We start from the raw sequence: 19944 nt of genomic DNA on the forward strand, positions 1-19944 counted from the left end.
AGTCGATCGATTTGGTGTGGTATCAAGCTGCGCCGGTCGTCGCGGCGAGGGAGCGTCGGAAGGCCGGGGAGGGGGGAATGAGATCTTTCAGCGAGCCACTAGGATCGACGGAAGGAGTGTTATAGAATACCTCGACGTCCTCTTGCAGGATTCGGTCGTAACTGTACGTGACAGGATCGGTTCGGGCGCGGCTCGCGGGGTTCCTCCGACGGCGTCCCGAGAGGGGCTCTGCATGCTGTCGAAGCGGATCATCCCGTGCCTGGACGTGAACCAGGGCCGCGTGGTCAAGGGGACGAACTTCCTCAACCTGCGCGACGCGGGCGACCCGGTCGAGGTCGCGCGGCGGTACGACGCCGAGGGGGCCGACGAGTTGGTCTTCCTGGACATCACGGCGAGCCACGAGGAACGCGAGATCCTCATGGACGTGGTGCGTCGGACGTCGGAGGTCTGCTTCATGCCACTGACGGTGGGAGGCGGGATCAGGACCCTGGACGACGTCCGGGCGCTTTTGAAGGCGGGCGCCGACAAGGTTTCGATCAATTCGGCGGCGGTGCGCAACCCCGACCTGATCCACCGGGCGGCGCGACGGTTCGGCAGCCAGTGCATCGTGGTGAACATCGATCCCAAGCGGGTGCGGCGCGACGGCCGCGAGGTCTGGGAGGTGCACATCAACGGCGGCCGGATCGCGACGGGCCTGGAGGCGGTCGCCTGGGCGGTCGAGGTCGAGCGGCTGGGCGCCGGCGAGATCGTCCTGACCAGCATGGACGCCGACGGCACCAAGAACGGTTATGATCTGGAGATGACCCGCGCGGTGGTTGACGCCGTCGAGGTGCCGGTGGTGGCGTCGGGCGGAGCGGGGAGCCCCGAGCACCTGCGGGCCGTTCTGGCCGAGGCCGGCGCGAGCGCGGCACTGGCGGCGAGCATCTTCCACTATCGCGAGTATTCGATCCCGGAGACCAAAGACTATCTGGCCGCCCGCGGCGTCGCGGTCCGGCGGCCCCGACCCGCCTCGGCGGCGGGCTGACGACGGACGGTCCGAGGCCGCGACGACCTGGCTTTCGTTCCGCCGTTGAAGTCCGCGAACCGCCCGACGCCCGGCGGAAAAACCCACTGGAACAGACCTCGCCGCGATCCATCCTCAACGATCATTTTCGCATCCCGAGGAGAGCCTGCCGATGTCGACCGCCACTGACTCCAGCGCCATTGAACCCAACGTCGAGGTCGCCCCCACCGAGCCCGAGGCGAACAAGCTGTTCCGGATGTGCATCAAGTACAAGGGCTCGGACCTGCACCTGAAGGTCGGGATGCCGCCGTCGATGCGGCTCGCGGGCGTCCTGCGGCAAATGCAGCTCCCGCCGCTGACGGCGTCGGACATGGAACGGCTGATGTACCCCCTGCTCACCCCTCGCCAGCGGGGGATTCTCGACGAGGAAGGGGGCGCCGACTTCGCCCACATCATCTACGACGGCGACACCGAGACCCGGTTCCGCGTCAACCTGTTCAAGCAGCGCGGTCGGCTCAGCCTGGTGGCCCGCCGGGTCAACAACAAGATCCCGACGTTCGAAGACCTCCACCTGCCGGCGGTCCTGGCCGAGATCACCCAGTACGACCAGGGGATCATCATCCTGGCCGGCGTGACCGGGTCGGGCAAGAGCACGACGATCGCCTCGATGCTCCAGTACGTCAACCAGCGCGAGCGGATGCACATCGTGACGATCGAGGACCCGATCGAGTACACGTTCAAGGACGACAAGTCGATCATCAACCAGCGCGAGATCGGCATCGACGTCCTCAACTGGGACATCGCGCTGAAGCACGCGGTGCGGCAGGACCCGGACATCATCCTGGTGGGCGAGATGCGCGACAGGGAGACGTTCAGCGCGGCCATGCACGCGGCCGAGACGGGGCACCTCGTGTTCGGCACGATCCACGCCGGCACGGCGCCCTCGACGATCAGCCGTCTGCTCGACTTGTTTCCGCGCGAGATGCACGCGCCGCTCCGCCAGTCGCTGGCGTTCAACCTCAAGGCGGTCGTCGCCCAGAAGCTGTTGCCGACCACCAAGGAATGGGCCGACAAGGGAGTCGGGCGGGTGCCGACCAACGAGATCATGCGGATCAATCCGACGGTCAAGAAGCTGATCCTCAGCGAAGAGGACACCAAGCTCGGCGATGCGATCCGGATCGGCAAGGACGAGGGAATGCTCGACTTCACCGAGAGCCTGCGGCTGCTGGTCGTGGGTGAAAAGATCGAGCGCGCGACCGCCTTCGAAGTGGCTCCGAGCCCCGAGGCTTTGAAAATGGCGCTCAAGGGGATTACGATCAACCAACCTGGTATTCTCTAAGGGGCACGGCGTATCGATCCGAGGGCGTTCCGGCGGCCCCCCATCGCCGGGACGGCCGCGCGTGGCCTGGGGCGTCGCCAAGTGAGCGTCGTCCGGGGCTCGTTCCCCGATCTCGGCGAAGTCGGCCGAGTGGGGCGCCGGTCCGGTCGCGGCCTCCCACACCCGGGGGCCGATTCGTGTTTGGCCTGGGACATCGCACGCAAGAAAGGTCTTCAATGATTCGTCCGTTTCCGGTGCTCGCGACGTTCCTGATCGTGACGCTCGGCGTCGTTGCGGGGGCCGATGCGGCCGACGTCTTGACTCCGCTGTTCGCCCAGGCTCCCGCTGGCGATCCCGCTCCCTTCGTTTCCCCGCGCGGGCCGGGGTTCTACCTCAACCTGTTCAAGTTCATCCCGGTGGTCTTGATCTACCTGCTGTGGACCTGGACGACCGACTGGGTCGAGCACGACACCAAGAGGCTCAACAACCTCAAGTTCGCCACCTGGAACTGCGTGATCTTCTTCTCGGGCGTGCTCGGCATCGTGATGCTCTTCGCGATCCCGATCTATCCGGTCGGGCTGACGCTCCTGCTGCTGGCCTACCTCATTCCGATCCTGACGTACGTCTTCGTCCGCAACCAGACGGTCGCCGACGATCAGAAGGTGCTCACGCCTTACCACTTCGGCGAGGTAGCCAACAACATCCTGGCCTCGATGGGCACGCGGCCGTTGTTCAATCGCGACGTCACGACCATGGACCGCGCCGGCCCGCCGATCACGTTCGTGGGCAAGAGCGCCGGGATGGCCAAGGAAGACCCCAGCCGGGTCCGCCAGGCGGAGGAGTCGCGGTCGTTCATGGCGGCCAAGGAGCTGGTCTACGACGCCGTCTTGCGGCGAGCCTCCGACATCCACCTTGAGCCGACCTCCGAGCAGCTCTCGGTCCGCTACCGGATCGACGGCATCCTTCACGCCGCCGAGCCGTTCGACCGGCCGACGGGCGACGCGGTGGTCAACCTGATCAAGGTGCTCTGCGCGATGGACATCTCGGAGAAGCGCAAGCCTCAGGACGGCTCGTTCGGCGCCAAGCTCCAGAACCGCGACCTCGATTTCCGGGTCAGCACCTCGGGGTCGAAGGCCGGCGAGAAGTTGGTCATGCGAATCCTCGACAACACGTCGGCCGTGACCAAGATGGAAGACCTGGGCATGCGTCCCAAGCTGGTCGAGCAGGCGCGCAGCCTGGTGACCCAGCCCCACGGCATGTTCCTCTGCTGCGGCCCGACCGGGTCGGGCAAGTCGACCACGCTCTACGCCGCGTTGCGGGAGATCGACCGCTATCAGCGGAACATTATCACCGTCGAAGACCCGATCGAGTACCAGCTCGACAACGTCACCCAGATGGAGATCAACACCAAATCGGGCCAGACGTTCGCCACCAGCCTGCGGTCGATCTTGCGGCAAGACCCCGACGTCATCATGATCGGCGAAATCCGCGACCAGGAGACGGCGACGATCGCCTGCCAGGCGGCCAACACCGGCCACATGGTCTTCTCGACCGTCCACTCCAACGACGCGGTCACCGCCTTGTTCCGGCTGCTCGACCTCGGCGTCGAGCCGTTCATGATCGCCTCGGCTCTCACCGCGGTTCTCGGCCAGCGGCTCGTCCGGCTCCTCTGCGAAGGCTGCAAGGAGCCCTACAAGCCCAAGCCCGAGTTCCTCAAGAAGGCCAATCTGCCCGCCGACAAGGTCGACGTCTTCTACCGACGGCCGGAGAACCCCGAGCAGGTCTGCCCCCAGTGCGGCGGCACCGGCTACTTCGGACGGGCCGGCATCTTCGAGCTGCTGGTCATCACCGAGCCGATCCGCGACATGCTCCGCGAGAACCCGTCGCTGACCAAGATCAAGGCCGAGGCCCGCAAGAGCGGCATGATCTACCTCCAGGAAGACGGCCTCCGCCAGGTCATCCAGGGGCGGACTTCGATCGAGGAACTGCTCCGCGTCGTCAAATAACCGACGTCCCACGGCTGAAACGGTTCGTCATCCCCCAACCGTAGAACGAGATCCTTCCTATGTCCGTGCCACCAGCAGTCGTCGACCTGATCTTCGCGGCGTTGATCTTGTTCATGACCTACGTCGTTTCCAGCGAAGGCGCCTGGGGCGCGGCGCTCATGTTCTTCAACGTCGTCTTCGCCGGCATGATCGCGTTCAACTTCTACGAGCCGCTCGCCCAGTTGATCGATTCCACCGGCATCGGTTGGGGCTTCTCCGACACCCTCAGCATGATGCTGATCTTCTGCGTCTCGCTCTTGCTCCTGCGAATGATCACCGAGACCATCGCGCCGGCTCAGGTCCGCTTCCCGGCGGCCGTCTTCCACGTCACCCGGCTCATCTTCGCGCTGGGAACGGTGCTCGTCACGTTCTCGATCATCCTCCTGTCGTTCCACGCCGCGCCGATCCACAAGCAGATGTTCGGTTACATCACCTACGACCGCCGGCCGCCGTTCGGCCTGGGCCTCGACCACCACTGGCTGGGCTTCTTCCAGCACACGACCGGCGACATCTTCGCCCGCTACGGAGTCGGCGCGCGCGACCCCTACCGCTCGTACGGCAAGACCGCCGGCAATCAGCTCGTCCCGGTCCAGATCTTCGATCCCCGGGGCCGCTGGCTGCTCGACCGCCAGGAAGCCCGTCCATACGGTGAAGGGGCGATCCTCCGCGAAGAGGCGGGAACCGCCGCCGCCGCGCCCGGCGCGGGAGCCGCCGGCGGGCCGCCGGGCCGACCGCCGGGCGCGCCGAACTGAGCCGGTCCAGGCGGGATCGAATGGTCAGGGCTGGGAGGGGGGCGCCGCCGCCGTCGGCGGGCTCACCGCGCGGAGTTCGAGCAGCTCGAACTTCATCTGATTCTTGATCCCGACCGTTTGCTGCTGAATTCGATACACGGCGACCTGGCCCGAGTTCGTCTCGAACACGAACAGCGGCGCCCATCCCGCGCCGAAGGTTCCGAGCTGGCCGGTCGTCATCAGGAAGTGCGGGCGCGGGCCGTTGTCGACGTCGACCTTGAAATCGGTCACCAGGTCGCGCTCGGCGAACGGCTCCAGATATCGGGTCGAGTTGAGCGTCTGGCGGAACGTGGGGATCGTCGCCAGCAACTTGCCCGCCTTGTAATCCAGGTAGTACAGGGCGTCCTGGGGGATCTGGGTTTTGTTGCCCTCGTCGTAGCGGATCGCGATCGGTCCGGTGGTGACGGCCGACTCGCCCGACCGATCCCCGCCGCCCGCCCGAAGTTGCGGCGGTCGGCCGTTGGCGAGGGCCAGTCCCAGGGCCAGTCCCACGATCAGCATGAGCACATTCGCAAGGCGAGGACGCGACGAGTCCATGGCCGGTCGTCTCCGTTTCCCGTTGGTCGTCTTCTGATCCGCCGGGGACGCGCAGCCCGCCCCCGGGCCGCATTGTGCGAGCCTTCGCCCGGGCCGTCCAGCCCAACCCGTCTCGCGCCTCCAGCCCGTTTTCAAGTGGCGTCGGCGGCCGCGGGACCGAATAATATCGGAGGGCGTTCGTCTTTCCCTGATGAGCACCCGTGCATGCGTGTTCGGTTCCGCGATCCTCGCCACGACGCCCCGGGGACCCTGGCATGACGTCGACCCTTCTGCTCGCCGGCCTCGCCTTGACGCTTCAAGTTCCCTCGCCCACGGCGACGGCCGACCTCAGCGCCGAGCTTGGCAAGGCCTCGGCGGCGATTCAGACGCGCGAGGCCGTAGCGCTTCGCGCTCTCGCCGACCGCCTGCAAGTTCGGTCCGAGACCAAGGCGGCCGGCGCGGTCCGGGGCCTTCTGCCCGCGCCGCCGACCGGCGTGGCGACCCGCATCAAGCCTCTGCCCCCGGTCGTCGAGCCGCATGCCGGCCTGGCGAGCGTGCCAAGTCGCCCGGCCGAGACCAAGTCCAAGGCACCGGCCTCACCGTCGTCCGACTGGGAGAAGGAGCTGAAAGCGATCCGCTCGCAGTCGGTCAAGGATCTCCTCGACCTCGTGCGGAAGGCGGCCAAAGCCGACCCGCCGCACCTGGCCAAGGCGGGGCTCTACCTCCGCATGATCCTCGAACGCGACCCCGACCACGCTGAGGCTCGTCGGCTTCTCGGCTATGTTCCCTACGACGGCGGCTGGGCGCGGCCGTTCGCCGTCGACAAGCTCAAGAACGGCTTCGTCGCGCACCCGGTCTACGGCTGGATGCCCGCCGACTGGATCATGCACCTTGAGCTGGGGGAACTCCCCGCCCCGACGATCCGAGGCCAGAGCAAGACGACCTGGCTGCCGGCGGACGAGGCCGACAAGCTGCGGGCCGACTGGCGGCCCCCCTGGACGATCCGGACCGAGCATTTCGAGGTCCAGACCAACGTGCCGCTCGCCGAGGCGATCGTGTTCAGCCGCCGCTTGGAGGCGTTTTACGACGTCTTCTTCGCGTTGACGGCCGACGTCGTGGGCGAGAACCTTCACCTGGCGCAAAGGCTCCGTTCCCCCTCGCTGACCGGCGTCACAACCTATCAGCAGCACCGGATTCTCTACTTCGCCGACCACGACGAATACCTGCGCCGGGTTCGCACGGTCACGAACGACGACGTTTCCAACAGCCTGGGCTATTACGATCCTCCCAAGCCGGGCAAGGGGAACCGCGCGACGGCCTACTTCTTTCGCGACGTCGACGGCCAGCTTCCGGTGACGGCGACCCTCTATCACGAGGTCTCGCACCAGCTTCTGTTCGAGACGGCCGGCCGCAACGCCTACACCCGGAACGTGGGCAACTACTGGGTCTTCGAAGGGCTTGGCACCTACTTCGAGACCGTAGAGACCTTGCCCGACAAGTCGATCGAGGTCGGCGGGCTCGTCGGGGCGCGGCTTGAAGAAGCGGTGCGGTCGCTCAAGGCCGGCAAGTTCATGCCCCTGGCGGAGTTCCTGCAACAGGATCAGCAGGCCTTCAACCGCGAGGAGCGGATTTACGTCAACTATCAGCAGGCGATGGCCCTGACCGTCTTCTTGATGCAAGCCGACCAGGGCGCGCACCGCGAGCCGTTCCTCGACTACGTGCGCGACGCCTACCGGGGGCGGATCAAGCGGTCGTCCGGCCGTTCGCTCGAAGACCGGCTGGACATTCCCGTCGATCAGCTCGAACGCCGGTTCAAAGCGTTTTACGCGAACCCGCCCGCCTCATGAGGGAAGGGTTCGCGTCGCTTTGAGCTTACTCGCCGACGTACGGCAGCAGGCCCATGAACCGAGCCCGCTTCACCGCGGCGCTCGAAGCCCGCTGGAACGCGGCGCAATTGCCGCTTCGCTTGCGGGAGAACATCTTGCTCTGATTGGTGCACAGCTTCTTCAGCAGGCCGATGTCCTTGTAGTCGACATAGGCCGGACGGGGACAGCCTTCAGGAGTGCAAAACCGGCAGCGATTCTTGCGGTTGCGTCCAAACTTCTTCCGGGGCATAAACCTTCTGTCCTCAGCCGCTTACGTAAAAAAGGTCGCTCGGTGCGGGCCGTGACCAGCCCCCCCCGGCGTTGTCGCGCCGACCAGGTGCGAAACAAACAGCTTATGTGACATCCTCGGCGGCGTCAAGCCGCCTTCACCGCGCCGACGCGATGTCGCGCTCTACGGGGGCGGTCCGTCGTCGTTTCCACCTTCGCGCAGGGCCTCGGCGATTCGGACCCGGGCTTCGGGGGAAAGGGTCGCCTGGTCGAGCACGCCGACGCGGGAGCGGGAGCGGGCGGCGAGGCGCATCCAGAGAAGTTGGCGCTGGAACCGGCGACAGGACCGGCAGATGAGGATGTGCGCGCGGAGCGCCAGGTGGTCGGCGAAGCCGAGCGGCTCGTCCATCTCCTGGGACGCGAGTTCGGAGGCGGTCTCGCAGTGCAGCGTCAGGATTCGGGTCCATCGACCGTGCCGGCTCACGTCGTCCTCCTGGGGTCGTCGGCGGGCTCGCCGAAGCCATGCTTGCCGAGGCAGTCGCGCAGCAAGAGCCGGGCGCGATGGAGCCGGATGCGGAGGTTGCCCGAGGCGATCGCGAGCCGCTGGCGGACGACGTCCATATCCAGGCCCTCGACCTCGCGGAGGAGAAACGCGGCGGCGAGGGGGCCGGGCAGCCGTTCGAGGCAGGCGTCGAGGAAGTCGAGGAACTCGCGACTCTCGATCGGGTCAGACGCGATTTTCCAGGCCGAAGGGGCGCGGCGCCAGGTTCCGTCGTCGCGGAAGAAGCGGTTGAGGATGCCGCTGCGCGGGCCGTCTTCCTCCAGGTCCCATGCCGACTCGACGCGAACCGCCGCTCCGCGCCGGTAGTGGTCGACGAGCTTGTGGCGGAGGATCGCCAGCAGCCAGGTGCGTTCCGAGGAATCGCCGTCGAATCGCTCGCGGGCGCGGAGCGCGGCCAGGAAGCACTCTTGGACGAGATCCTCGGCCGCGTCGCGCCGGATTCCATGCGCGAGCGCATAGCGGTAGAGCGCATCGCCATGCTCATCGAGCCAGCGCTCGGGGTCCGTCGGCGATTCCGGGGGTTCCCGGGAGTCGGTCTTCCGGCCAGGCTCGACCGTCATGCTCCCTCATTCCGTCTTGCGCCCGCGACCCTCGGCGACCGCCGAGGCCAGGCCCATTGTAGGGCGAAGACGCGGGGTTCGAGGAAAAAAATCGGAACGGCTCGTAACGCTCGCCCCGGCGCTGCGACTCATCCCGGAGACGTCGGCGATGGGCCGCGTATTCGAGGTAGTCCGGAAACGGACTCAGGAAGCAAGGAGCACTGATGCGACTTCACAACCAAAGAGCGTGGTTCCCGGCCGTCGCGGCCGTGTTGGCGCTGGCATTCTCGGCGCCCGCGACCGCGGACACTCTCCAGATCACCGTCACGAACAATCAGCCTGCCGGCGGGTTCGCGTTTGCGCCGGTCTGGTTCGGCCTTCATGACGGCTCCTACCAGACGTTCACGGCCGGCGGCACGGCTTCGTCCACGATCCAGACCACGGCCGAACTCGGGAAGCCTTCGGCTCTGCTGGCGGCGTTCGCCGGCCACGGCGACCAGACGGTCGCCGGCTCGGCCCCGATCGGGCCCGGCTCCGGTGTGACTGCTTTGTTGAGCGTCGCCGATCCGTCGATGAATCGGTACCTGAGCTTCGCCTCGATGGTCGTTCCCTCCAACGACTTCTTCATGGGCAACGCCGACCCGAAGGCGTTCGAGGTCTTCGACGCGTCCGGCGCGTTCCTCGGCCCCAAGACGATCCAGGTCTATGGCAAGAACGTCTGGGACGCGGGGACGGAGGTCAACAACATCGCCTTCGGCGCCGCCTTCATCGTCGGCGACAACATCAACGACCACGTCGCCCAGGGAGGCGTGATCGCCCTGGTCTTCGGCGGCCCAGACCAGACCGACTATTTGAACAGCATCCTCGGCAAGGCGACCCCCTACGGCTACGACATCTCCCACATCATCTCCCCGGACGACCTGCTCGCCACCTTCCAGATCCAGTCGGTCCCCGAGCCTTCCAGCCTGGTCCTTCTCGGCGCCGGCGCAGGGGGATTGCTGATCGCATCGGTTCGGAAGGCGTCGCGGCGACGGGCCTAAGGCCAGGCCGTTCCGAGTAGAGATGAACCGCACCAGAGGTCGCGCGGGGGGCGTTGGCTCCTGTCATTATTCGTTGGCTCCCCTTAGATCATTCCAGCCAGGGGACCGGCGCCTTCCGCTCGCCCCGACGTCTCACGGCACGCCGAACCAGTAGAGGAGGCCGACGACGAATCCTCCCGCAATCGCGACGACGACGCCGGGGACGCGACGGAGTTTGAGGTAGAAGATCAAGATCAGGCCGGAGAGGGAGATGACGACGAGTAGCAGGGCGGAGACGTCGACGACCAGCGACCAGACGGGGCCGGAGTCGCGGCCTTTGTGGAGGTCGTTGATCACGCCGACGAGGCCGTGGGCGGTCTGGCTGAGGGTGTACTTGCCGTCGTCGCGGTTGATGAAGGCGTCGGCGGCGTAGCCGGGGCCCTTGAAGGCGACCAGGCACTCGGCGTCGTCGACCTTGAACTCGACGAGCGCGCCGCGGACGTCGTGGGCCTTGCGCAGGTGCTCGACCACTTCGAGTTTCGCGACCTCGCCCGAGGGGGATGCGGGGATCAGCAGCTTGGGATCGATCCGTCCCTCGACGTCGCTCCGGCTCTCCATCTCGCCGAGGAACCAGTCGGGGTGGTTGAGCGTCACGCCCGTCACGCTGAAGAACAGGACGGCGATCAGACCGAACATCGAGACGTAGATGTGCAGCCAGCGGATGAAAGCCGCGAACCGGATCGCCAGCCGGCGGCGTCGAGGACGGCCGGCGGCCGGCGTTTCGGTCACGATCACGGTCGCGGGCTCGTTCGCGTCGTCGTCACTTCTTGGGCTCGGGCTTGCGACGGTACGCGATGGTGGCGGATTTGATCTCGACATTCCCCTTCAGGTCCTCGGTGAACGGCGTGGCGGCGAGAGTCACGTCTTTGCGGATGCTCTGATACGTGCCGTGCTCGCGCACGGCTTCGATGAAGATCGTATAGTCGCCCTGGGGCGCGAGCTTGCCCAGGTCGTTCTTGCCGTCCCAGACGACTTTGTACTTGCCCGGCGCGCGGGTCGCCCGCGCCATCGTGAAGATCATCTCGCGTTTGTCGGTCTGCTTGCGAAGCTGGTCGGCGCGATACCACCGCTTGAGGTCGGGGACCCACTGGAACGGCCCGGCCCCCCCCTGCGAGAGCCACAAGATCAAGTTGCGGACCGGCCGCCCCTCCTTGTCCTCGACCCAGACCGCGACGTACGGCCGCCGATAGCGACGCCCCGCGTCGGACGGATTATTGATCTCGAAATCGACCGCCAGCTCGTAGTCGGCGTTCCACGGCGCGGCGGCCGGCTTCTCGGCTTCGGTCGATTTCTCGGCTTTGGCCGGCTTCGGCTCCTGGCCGACCGGGCTCGCGGCGGACTGCGCGAAAGCGGGATGTTCGTAGCGGGTCCATCGGGCGCTGCGGACGGTCCGGCCGTCGGCGAGCACGATCAGGCAGGCGGCGTCGGCGGTCGCGTCGACCAGCCCGAGGCTTTCGTCGGGCGTGAGGACGTTGCAGATCGTGGCCAGGGCGTCCGCGTCGGCCGATCGCGGCGCGACGACCGTGGCCCCGGCGACGGCCTCGACCGGCTGGCCCGTGCGCGGGTCGAAGATATGCGAGTGCCAGCGTCCGTTGATCGAGAACCCGCGCTGCGAACGGCCGCTGGAGGCGACCGCGCGGTCGGGGACTTCGATCACGGTCAACGGCGTCGACGATTCCGAATCGGCCAGTGGGTCGACCACGCCGATCGCCCCGACGGCCTCGCCGACCGCGCGAAGATCGCCGCCGACGTTGAGCACGAGGCCGCGAACGCCGCCGAGTTTCATCGCGGCGTCGCACGCCCGTTCGACGATGTAGCCCTTGGCGATCGCGTTGAGGCTGAGCGGACACTCCGACAGCGGCGCGGCCGTGCGGGCGTCGGCGTCGAGTCGCCAGGCGGGGCTGGCCAGGACGTCGAGCGCCTGCCGGGTCGCGTCGGCCGAAGGCTCGCGTCCGTTCGCGGCGGATTCGGTCCAGAGCTTGCTGAGGATTTCTACTCGTGGGTCGAAGGCGCCGGCGGATCGGGTCCGCCAGGCGTCGGCGGCTTGCAGCAGGTCCCAGAGCGGCGGCGAGACGGCCATCGGTCGTCCCGTCGCGCGTCGCCATCGCGAGAACTCGCTGTTCGGGTCGTAGCCGCTGAGGATCGCCGAGAGTCGGTCGATCTCGCCCAGCACGCGGGCCTCGGCGTCGCGAGCAAGGTCGCGGCCGTCGGCCCACACGCGCAGCTCCAATGAGGTTCCCATCACGCTCTCATGCGAGAAGACGTGCGGTTCGTCGGCCGACGCGCCGGCGGTCAGGCAGCCGAGGCCCAGGACGAGGCAGGTCAGGAGCCGGAACGGACGTCGCGGCGGGGCGGTGTGAGGGTGTTTCATGAAGGTGGGCCGGAGGCGGAAGCCGCGGTTCCTCTCCGGGGCGAGAAGGGCGGGCGACGCCCGAGAGGTCTGGCGCTCCTAGGTGTGTTAGGTTCTCGACCGCGAGCACGGAGCATTTTATCCCAGGGATCAAGGGGGATCAATCAAGGGGGCGAGACGCTCGACGCGATCGGGCGTTAGCTGTTTTCAGGCGTGCGCGGCTGGGCTATGATGGAAGCTTTGCGACGCCGTCGATCGGCGTGAGCTGGGAATGCTCGTTTCCGGCGGAGACGGCCCCGGACGGACGGCGGGTCGCGGCCGCGAACGCCTCCGACCTGAATTTCCGAGAATCGCATGACGCTCGACTACCTGATCCCGATCCTGAAGATCATCCTCTTCGATCTTGTACTGTCCGGCGACAACGCCGTGGTCATCGGCCTGGCCGCCCATCGTCTCCCGCCCGCCCAGCGCAAGAAGGCCATGTTCTGGGGCTGCGGCCTGGCGATCGTGATGCGGATCGGGTTGACGTTCGTCGTCTTCTACCTGCTCATGATTCCCGGCCTGCGATTCTTCGGCGCCGTCTTGCTCGCCTGGATCGCCTGCAAACTGATGCAGGAGGAAGGGCAGGCCGCCGCAGACCCTCACGCCGCGCCGACCTCAATGCTCAAGGCAATCCAGCGGATCGCGATGGCCGACCTCATCATGAGCCTCGATAACGTGCTGGCGATCGCCAGCGCGAGCGATTCCAATCCGTGGCTGATCTTTCTCGGGCTGATCCTGTCGATCTCGATGCTGCTGGCCCTGAGCGCGGTCATCACCGAGATGATGAGTCGCTACCGATGGATCGCCTATGCCGGAGCGGCCGTCCTGGCCTGGGCCGCGGCCGACATGATGGCCGAGGACCTGGAGACCTTCTTCGCCGCCGGCTACGTCTCGGGCTTCCCCGCATTTCCGCACTGGGGCAAGTGGGCGTTGCGCGTGTTCTTGGTCACGCTCTGCCTGACGATCAACTGGTGGCTGCCGCAATCCAAGCAATCGCCTCAGCCCGTGGTCGACGACAAGACCGACGACGGACGAGCCACCGCCGACGCCCAACTGGAACGCATCGCCGAGCAATAATCCAACCAACAGGGGTCCGAGCATGTCCGCAATCCAGGCGACGGGCGGCGAGCTGACGCGAGTCGAGGACTCCGAGGCGATCGGACCGATTCCCAAGGAGCTGGCGATCCTGTTTGTGGTCGCCGGCGTCGGCGGCGTGCTGCTGCCGGGACCGATCGGCACACCGTTCCTGATCATCGGTGCCGTCGCGCTCTGGCCCCAGCTTCTCGAGGCGGCCGACCGAGGGATTCGCGAGCGGTTTCCCAGGGCTCACCACTGCGGCGTGCGGCAAGTCAAGCGATTCGTCGCCGACCTCGAACGCCGCTATCCGTAGCGGCGTTGGTGAACTCGGCGATTACTGCGTCGGGGCGTCGAGCGCCGCGGCGCGAACGGCGGGACGGGCGCGCGGCGGGATTGGCTTGCGGGGAAGCTTCTCGTCGAGCATGGCGGTGTTGTAGACGAACGCGGCCATGATCACGGCGGCTTGCTTCAGGTCGTCGGCCTGGGCGCGGTCGTAGACGTCCATGTTCGAGTGGTGGGTGCGGGTGCCGTACTCGACCTCGTCCTGGATGAACTGGAAACCGGGCAGGCCGACGCCGTCGAACGACAGGTGGTCGGTCCCTCCGGTGTTGGAGCTGGTCAGCGTCGTGGCGCCCATCTCGCGGAACGGCTGGAGCCACTTGCGGAAGATCGGCCGCGCGGCTTCGTTGCCCTGAAGGTAGACGCCGCGGATCTTGCCGGTGCCGTTGTCGAGGTTGTAATACGCCGAGAACTTGTCGTACTCGGGCTTGCTCGCGACGTTTTCCCGCGTGTCCACGTCTTCGCTCGCGGCCCCGCCCCGGTCCTCGGGCGCCTTGCGGAAATGCTCGGATACGTAGGCGCGCGAGCCGTGGAGGCCCTGCTCCTCGCCGCTCCAGAGGCCGATGCGGACGGTCCGGCGCGGCTTGAGATCGAGCGCCTTGAGGATGCGCATCGCCTCCATCGCGACGGCCACGCCGGCGGCGTTGTCGGTCGCGCCGACGCCCCCGTGCCACGAATCGATGTGGCCGCCCAGCATGACGATCTCGTCCTTCCGATCGGTTCCCGGCAATTCGGCGACGGTGTTGTACGCGTTGAGGTCGTCGCCGTGGAACTCGACGGCGAGGTCGACCGCGACCTTGATCTTCTCGCCCTGCTGGATCATCCGGACCAGGCGGTTGTAGTGCTCCTTGGCCATCACGAGCTGGGGGATGATCTTGGGGGCGTCCTTATCCCAGGGAGAGATCCGCCGTGGGGGAGGGGTCCGGGCGGCGTCCGGGGAACCCTCGGAGGGCGGCAAGGGGGGCGGTGATCCGGGGACGCTCGCCGACTGGACGAACAGCGTGCCGCCGTCGCCGGTGCGGCTGGGGTCGATCAAGAGCGCTGCGCCCTCGTCGGCCAGAAACTTGGTTTTCTTCGACGCCAGCTCCATCTGGGCGCGGAGCTTGGGGTCGAACGTCCGGCCGCGACGGCCGCCGGGTTCGGGGGCGTCGGCCAGGTCGAGCAGCTCCTTGTCGGTACGGCGACTGGCCAGGGGGGCGAACCGGGCGAGAACCTCGGGCGGAGCGCTTGTAAGGACGACGGCGCCCTTGAGCTTGCCCTTGTACTTCTCGAAATCGGCCTCGGTCTTGGCGTCGAAGTAAACCACCTCGGCGGTCAGCGTCCCCTCGATCGAGGGGGACCAGGCTTTCGGAACGGCGATCAGGGGGATGCACTGGGGCTCGATCACCTGGGCCGAGAACCGCTTGAGCGTCCAGCCTTTTCCGAACGGCCCCCAGGCTTCGAGGTGGGCGTTTTCCAGGCCCCAGTTCGCCAGGGCGTCGCGGGTCCATTCGTTCGCCCGCTTCAGGTTCGGCGACCCGGTGAGGCGCGGGCCGATCACGTCGGTCAGATAACTGAGCGTCGCCATGACCTGCGAACGTTTGTCCCCTTCTTCCTTGATGCGATCGATCGGATCGGCCGGCGGCTTGGGCGGCTCGGGCTTCGCCTCGGTCGGAGTCTTGGAGGGCTCGGGTTTCTTTGCGTCCTGAGTGGCTTCGGCCTTGGCGGGGGGCGGCGCCTGGGCGCGAAGGTCGGACGTCCACAGCCATCCCGACGCGGCCAGCGCCAGGACGATTCCAGAGGTGCGGGGCATGGAGTTTCTCCTGAGGTCGGTCGAGCGGGAGAACGGGCGCGGGAGGAGAGCCGAGCCGCGGGAGGCGATTCCATCGTATCGCCCTCGCGGTTCCGATTCCCAGGGTTTTGTGGGAGATTAGCCAGAGGCGTAGGTAGCAACGGAGCAGAAAACCGGCGTAAGCCTCGAAGCCGCCCGGTGACAGATAGGGTAAGACCTATCTGGCATTGGTTCTTGACCATCGCACCCCTGTGTTTTCAGGCGGTTTCGACTCGGTTCAGGCGAGAACACGATTTGGCAGCCACATACGGCCTGAAAGGGGGAGGAAGCGCCGCGTGACGTGGTCGAAGACAACTCCATAGCGAGAGAGGTTGGGGCGACGTAGACTCTATCAGCCGCCAGGCTGGGTTTTGGTTGCCAAGGAGGGCCTGTCGAGCGTCACCTCTCCAAGTTCATTGGTCGGTCAACGAAAAGAGGCCGTCATGTGGAGCGCCGCGAGAGTACGAGTGCCGGTTTTGCTTGGGATGAGCGTTGTATTCGGCTGGATGGCGGCAGCCGGCCCCTCCGCGGGGAATCCGGCGGCGACGACTCGCGAGGAGGCGGCATACAACCTGGACCGAACGGCGCTGCCGATCCGGGAGCCTTCGTCTCCGCCGATCACGACACTCGACGCTCGCAACGCGAAAGCGCCGCCGCGCTTCGAGGTGAAGGCGCCGCATGGCGCGCCCAATGTTCTGATCGTGCTGATCGACGACATGGGGTTTGGCCAATCCAGCGCCTTCGGCGGGCCGATCCACATGCCGACGCTGGAGCGGATGGCGAAGGGCGGCCTTCGCTACAATCAGTTCCACACCACGGCACTCTGTTCGCCGACCCGTGCGGCCCTGCTGACCGGCCGGAACCATCACGTCTGCAACATGGGCTCGATCACGGAGACGGCCACCGCGTTCCCCGGCCAGACCGGGCAACGCCCGAACAGCGTGGCTCCGCTTGCTGAGATGTTACGGCTCAACGGCTACAGCACGGCCGCCTTCGGCAAATCGCACGAGACCGCCGCCTGGGAAGTCAGCCCGTCCGGCCCGACCGACCGCTGGCCCACCCGCTCCGGCTTCGACAAGTTCTACGGCTTCATCGGCGGCGAAACGAATCAGTGGTCCCCAGCCATCTATGAAGACATGACTCGGGTCGAAATACCGAAAGATCCGAATTACCATCTGATGACCGACCTGGCCAACCAGGCGATCAAGTGGACGAGCGCCCAGAAATCGCTCACGCCGGACAAACCGTTTTTCACCTACTTCGCGCCCGGGGCCACGCACGCCCCGCACCACGCGCCGAAGGAGTGGATTTCCAGGTACAAAGGCAAGTTCGACCAGGGCTGGGACAAGCTCCGCGAAGAGACGCTGGCCCGCCAGATCAAGCTCGGCGTCGTTCCCGCGGGCACCAGACTCGCGCCCAAACCCGAGGCCATCAAGGATTGGGACACGCTCAGCGCCGACGAGAAGACGCTCTTCGCCCGCCAGATGGAAGTATTCGCGGGGTACGGCGAATACGCCGACTTCGAAGTCGGCCGCGTCATCCAGGCCGTCGAAGACCTCGGCCAGTTGGATAACACGCTCGTCTTCTATATGGTCGGCGACAACGGCGCGAGCGGCGAAGGGACCATGAACGGCTTGTTCAATGAAGCGACCTACTTCAACGGCGTGCCCGAATCTGTCGCGGACGTCCTGAAGCACTTCGACGATCTAGGCGGACCGAACTCGTACGGCCACTACGCCGCCGGCTGGGCCGTGGCCGGCGACGCGCCGTTCACGTGGACGAAGCAGGTCGCCGGCAGCTACGGCGGCACCCGCAACGGCATGGTCGTCCACTGGCCCAAGGGGATTACGGCCAAGGGGGAGGTGCGATCGCAGTGGCATCACGTCATCGACGTCGCGCCGACCATCCTCGAAGCGGCCGGCTTGCCCGAACCGAAATCGGTGAACGGAACGCCGCAGACGCCCATCGAAGGCGTGAGCATGCTTTACACGTTCGCCGACGCCAAGGCCAAGGACCGGCGCCGGACGCAGTACTTTGAGATCTTCGGCAACCGCGGCGTCTACCATGACGGCTGGCTCGCCCACACCGTCCACCGCGCCGCCTGGGAAAGCACGCCACGGCATCCTTTGCTCGAAGACAAGTGGGAACTCTACCACGTCGAGGAGGACTTCAGCTCGGCGAACAACCTGGCCGCGAAACACCCCGAAAAACTGAAGGAGTTGCAGGATCTCTTTCTCACGGAAGCGGCCAAGAACCACGCCTTGCCCCTTGATGATCGCGTCCTCGAGCGCGTGAACGCCGCCCTCGTCGGCCGCCCCGACCTGATGGCCGGCCGCACTGCGCTGACGGTCTACGATGGCATGCGTGGAATGACGGAGAACGTCTTCATCAACATCAAAAACCGGTCGCACGCCATCACCGCCGAGGTGGAGATTCCAAAGGGGAGCGCCGACGGTGTGATCCTGGCCCAGGCAGGCCGGTTCGGCGGGTGGAGCCTCTTCGTCAAGGATGGCAGGCCGATGTACGCTTACAACTATCTCGGTCTCGGCGTCTCCAAGGTCGCTTCGCCCAAGGCGCTGCCCGAGGGCGCGGCGACGATCCGCTTTGAGTTCCAATACGACGGCGGCGGCCTGGGCAAGGGCGGCACGGGCACGATCCTCGTCAACGGCGAGAAAGTCGCTGAAGGGCGGATCGACAGGACGCAGGGGTACATCTTCTCGGCCGACGAAGGCGCGGACGTCGGCCTCGACGGCGAGACGCCCGTGACCGACGACTACAAGGAGCGTGAGAACAAGTTCACCGGCAAGATCGGCAAAGTGACGATCGATCTGAAATAGCGAACCGACGGAACCTGGGCCGGCCGCCGTCGTGGTTCGCCAAACCCGCTCTAGGCAAGGTTGGGGGGTTGTGGTAGAGAGTGCCGCTCGGAGCCTTGAAAGGGTTCCGGATCGACATATCGAATCGAGAACGAAAACGATCGCCAACGAGCCGCCGGGCGTCACGTCTACCGGTCGACTCGTGTTCGTCGGCTGCGCGATCAGCCGGTAAGCATCCAGCGCCGGGGTTCCGGACCAGTCGCTTGAACGCAGATATCCGCAAGGAGAGTGGTGCGATGGACCGCCGCCGTTTCATACCCCGGTCAGAAGGCATGGAGACTCGGATGATGCTCTCCACGGCGTCGGCCGCGTCGGCCGCTTCGGCCCTCACCGGCATGACGACGCCGGCGACCGGTCAGATTCTGCCAATCACGATCCAGGACAAGCTCCATCGGATCGAGAGGCTTCCCGGCACGCTCAGGACCCTCTCGCCGAACCGGTTCCTGCCCAAGGACACGATGTCCGAGATCCAGGCCGGACTGACCTCGATGGTCAGTTTGCTGCACCCCGCGCCTTCGAGTGCGCTGCAAGCCTACAACTTCGCGATGCGCGACATCGTCAGCCGGCCGTCGTTACGGCCGCAGGACGCCCGCGTCTTGAACAACGCGTTCATCAGCGTGCTGCAAGCCTCGGGGGCCACGCCCGAGGCGACGTCGCAGGTGGCGACGGCCATGAATTCGCTGGTCACGAAAGTCGACACGGCGAGCATCCAGCCGGTGTTCCTGGCGACGAACGACTACGCAATGGTCCTTCAGCTCGCGCAGGTGGTCGGTCAGCCGATGCCCGCGCCCGGGGTTCCGACGATCACCAAGGCGACGGGCGCGCAGGTCGACTCTCGTCACTCCGTCAGCCCGCTCAGCCAGCCGACCTTCGGCGGCACCTATCAGGCCAACGCGCTGCTCCAGATCTATAATCAGGACACGGGAGAGGTCGTCGGCACCGGTACGCCCGAGAAGAACGGGCGGTACGCGATCCAGCTCTCGACGCCGCTCGCGGTCGGGTCGTACAAGCTGCGCATCCGCGCGGTCGACGAGGCCGGACACCTCGGCAATTCGAGCCAGTACTTCACTCTGTCGATCGTCCCGCCCAAGGGGCACTCCAAGGCCGAGCCCGCCGTGCAGATCGCCCAGGCGACGCCCCAGGGACCGGTCAAAGCGTTGAAATCCTGAGCGAGTCGATCGACTCGTCACCGGGCCCGCTCCAGTTCGCCTTGCATCAGGAGGGCCGAAGCGGGCATAATCGTCCTTCTTCGAAATCGATGATCGCGGTTGCGCGCTCCGGCCCGCCGTTGGGTTGGTTTTCCGGGGTGTTCGTTCCGCGTCGACTTTTAGAAAATGGTGGGCGTGATGAAGGTCAAGACGAAGCATCGCAAGAGTGGCAAGTGGAAGCGGCGGGCCGACAGTTCACCGACGGCCAAGGGCCGGCGCGTGAAGCACCACGGCGTCCGCAACCCCCGCAAGCGCAAGCACCTCGGCGGCAAGGGCCTGTAAGGCCGGAACCGCTT

Annotated in this window: 18 protein-coding genes; 11 read left to right on the forward strand and 7 right to left on the reverse strand. The window is 66.3% G+C overall.

Going from position 1 to position 19944, the window contains the following annotated elements:
* The first annotated feature begins 232 nt into the window (after positions 1-232).
* The 4 genes from hisF (at position 233) to BSF38_RS20175 (ending at position 5118) form a co-directional block, all read left to right on the forward strand.
* The gene (hisF, locus tag BSF38_RS20160; RefSeq protein ID WP_076348631.1) at positions 233-1024 is read left to right on the forward strand and encodes an imidazole glycerol phosphate synthase subunit HisF; all 792 of its coding nucleotides are present in this window, start codon (positions 233-235) and stop codon (positions 1022-1024) included.
* Between the two features lie 151 nt (positions 1025-1175).
* Positions 1176-2342, forward strand: a complete 1167-nt coding sequence (locus BSF38_RS20165) for a type IV pilus twitching motility protein PilT (protein ID WP_076348633.1) — start codon at positions 1176-1178, stop codon at positions 2340-2342.
* A gap of 215 nt (positions 2343-2557) precedes the next feature.
* Positions 2558-4327: a GspE/PulE family protein gene (locus BSF38_RS20170; protein WP_076348635.1), complete on the forward strand. Its 1770-nt coding sequence runs from the start codon at positions 2558-2560 to the stop codon at positions 4325-4327.
* Between the two features lie 59 nt (positions 4328-4386).
* A complete protein-coding gene (locus tag BSF38_RS20175; protein ID WP_076348637.1) occupies positions 4387-5118 on the forward strand; it encodes a CvpA family protein in 732 nt (243 codons plus the stop codon).
* Between the two features lie 24 nt (positions 5119-5142).
* Here the strand turns inward: BSF38_RS20175 and BSF38_RS20180 are convergent, their stop codons facing one another.
* Entirely contained in the window at positions 5143-5694 is a 552-nt protein-coding gene (locus tag BSF38_RS20180; RefSeq protein WP_076348639.1) for a hypothetical protein, read from the reverse strand.
* A 254-nt stretch (positions 5695-5948) separates the two neighbouring features.
* Here BSF38_RS20180 and BSF38_RS20185 point away from each other — a divergent pair, with 254 nt between their 5' ends.
* Positions 5949-7520: a DUF1570 domain-containing protein gene (locus BSF38_RS20185; protein ID WP_076348641.1), complete on the forward strand. Its 1572-nt coding sequence runs from the start codon at positions 5949-5951 to the stop codon at positions 7518-7520.
* A gap of 25 nt (positions 7521-7545) precedes the next feature.
* Here BSF38_RS20185 and rpsR read toward each other — a convergent pair whose 3' ends face one another.
* The 3 genes from rpsR to BSF38_RS20200 all read right to left on the reverse strand — a co-directional run bounded on the left by rpsR (position 7546) and on the right by BSF38_RS20200 (position 8888).
* On the reverse strand, positions 7546-7788 hold the full coding sequence (gene rpsR / locus BSF38_RS20190; protein WP_076348643.1) for a 30S ribosomal protein S18: 243 nt from the start codon (positions 7786-7788) through the stop codon (positions 7546-7548).
* A gap of 162 nt (positions 7789-7950) precedes the next feature.
* On the reverse strand, positions 7951-8250 hold the full coding sequence (locus tag BSF38_RS31745) for a zf-HC2 domain-containing protein (protein ID WP_083713115.1): 300 nt from the start codon (positions 8248-8250) through the stop codon (positions 7951-7953).
* Complete coding sequence (locus BSF38_RS20200) at positions 8247-8888, reverse strand: sigma-70 family RNA polymerase sigma factor (protein ID WP_076348645.1); 642 nt, start codon at positions 8886-8888, stop codon at positions 8247-8249. Before BSF38_RS20200 ends, BSF38_RS31745 begins: the two co-directional genes overlap by 4 nt.
* 203 nt (positions 8889-9091) lie before the next feature.
* Between BSF38_RS20200 and BSF38_RS20205 the strand changes: the two genes are divergently transcribed.
* The gene (locus BSF38_RS20205; protein ID WP_076348647.1) at positions 9092-9907 is read left to right on the forward strand and encodes a spondin domain-containing protein; all 816 of its coding nucleotides are present in this window, start codon (positions 9092-9094) and stop codon (positions 9905-9907) included.
* A gap of 132 nt (positions 9908-10039) precedes the next feature.
* On the opposite strand, the gene BSF38_RS20210 is transcribed toward BSF38_RS20205, so the two are convergent.
* Together BSF38_RS20210 and BSF38_RS20215 are read right to left on the reverse strand one after the other, a co-directional pair.
* A complete protein-coding gene (locus tag BSF38_RS20210) occupies positions 10040-10681 on the reverse strand; it encodes a PepSY-associated TM helix domain-containing protein (protein WP_237170538.1) in 642 nt (213 codons plus the stop codon).
* A 25-nt stretch (positions 10682-10706) separates the two neighbouring features.
* A complete protein-coding gene (locus BSF38_RS20215) occupies positions 10707-12317 on the reverse strand; it encodes a DUF2271 domain-containing protein (protein WP_076348649.1) in 1611 nt (536 codons plus the stop codon).
* Between the two features lie 333 nt (positions 12318-12650).
* Between BSF38_RS20215 and BSF38_RS20220 the strand changes: the two genes are divergently transcribed.
* Positions 12651-13415 carry a TerC family protein gene (locus BSF38_RS20220; protein ID WP_076348651.1) on the forward strand — a complete coding sequence of 255 codons (765 nt, stop codon included), beginning with the start codon at positions 12651-12653 and terminating at the stop codon, positions 13413-13415.
* A gap of 22 nt (positions 13416-13437) precedes the next feature.
* Positions 13438-13728, forward strand: a complete 291-nt coding sequence (locus tag BSF38_RS20225) for a hypothetical protein (protein WP_076348653.1) — start codon at positions 13438-13440, stop codon at positions 13726-13728.
* A gap of 21 nt (positions 13729-13749) precedes the next feature.
* Here the strand turns inward: BSF38_RS20225 and BSF38_RS20230 are convergent, their stop codons facing one another.
* The gene (locus tag BSF38_RS20230) at positions 13750-15546 is read right to left on the reverse strand and encodes a M20/M25/M40 family metallo-hydrolase (RefSeq protein ID WP_083713117.1); all 1797 of its coding nucleotides are present in this window, start codon (positions 15544-15546) and stop codon (positions 13750-13752) included.
* Between the two features lie 524 nt (positions 15547-16070).
* Between BSF38_RS20230 and BSF38_RS20235 the strand changes: the two genes are divergently transcribed.
* The 3 genes from BSF38_RS20235 (at position 16071) to BSF38_RS31435 (ending at position 19930) form a co-directional block, all read left to right on the forward strand.
* Positions 16071-18401 carry an arylsulfatase gene (locus BSF38_RS20235; RefSeq protein ID WP_076351199.1) on the forward strand — a complete coding sequence of 777 codons (2331 nt, stop codon included), beginning with the start codon at positions 16071-16073 and terminating at the stop codon, positions 18399-18401.
* Positions 18402-18724: 323 nt separating this feature from the next.
* The gene (locus tag BSF38_RS20240) at positions 18725-19609 is read left to right on the forward strand and encodes an Ig-like domain-containing protein (RefSeq protein WP_145952246.1); all 885 of its coding nucleotides are present in this window, start codon (positions 18725-18727) and stop codon (positions 19607-19609) included.
* A 177-nt stretch (positions 19610-19786) separates the two neighbouring features.
* Positions 19787-19930, forward strand: coding sequence for a hypothetical protein (locus BSF38_RS31435; protein ID WP_168189421.1), 144 nt, complete (start codon positions 19787-19789; stop codon positions 19928-19930).
* The last annotated feature ends 14 nt before the right edge of the window (positions 19931-19944 follow it).

Origin of the sequence: Paludisphaera borealis, assembly GCF_001956985.1 — a bacterium.
In the GTDB taxonomy this organism is placed as follows: Bacteria; Planctomycetota; Planctomycetia; order Isosphaerales; family Isosphaeraceae; genus Paludisphaera; species Paludisphaera borealis.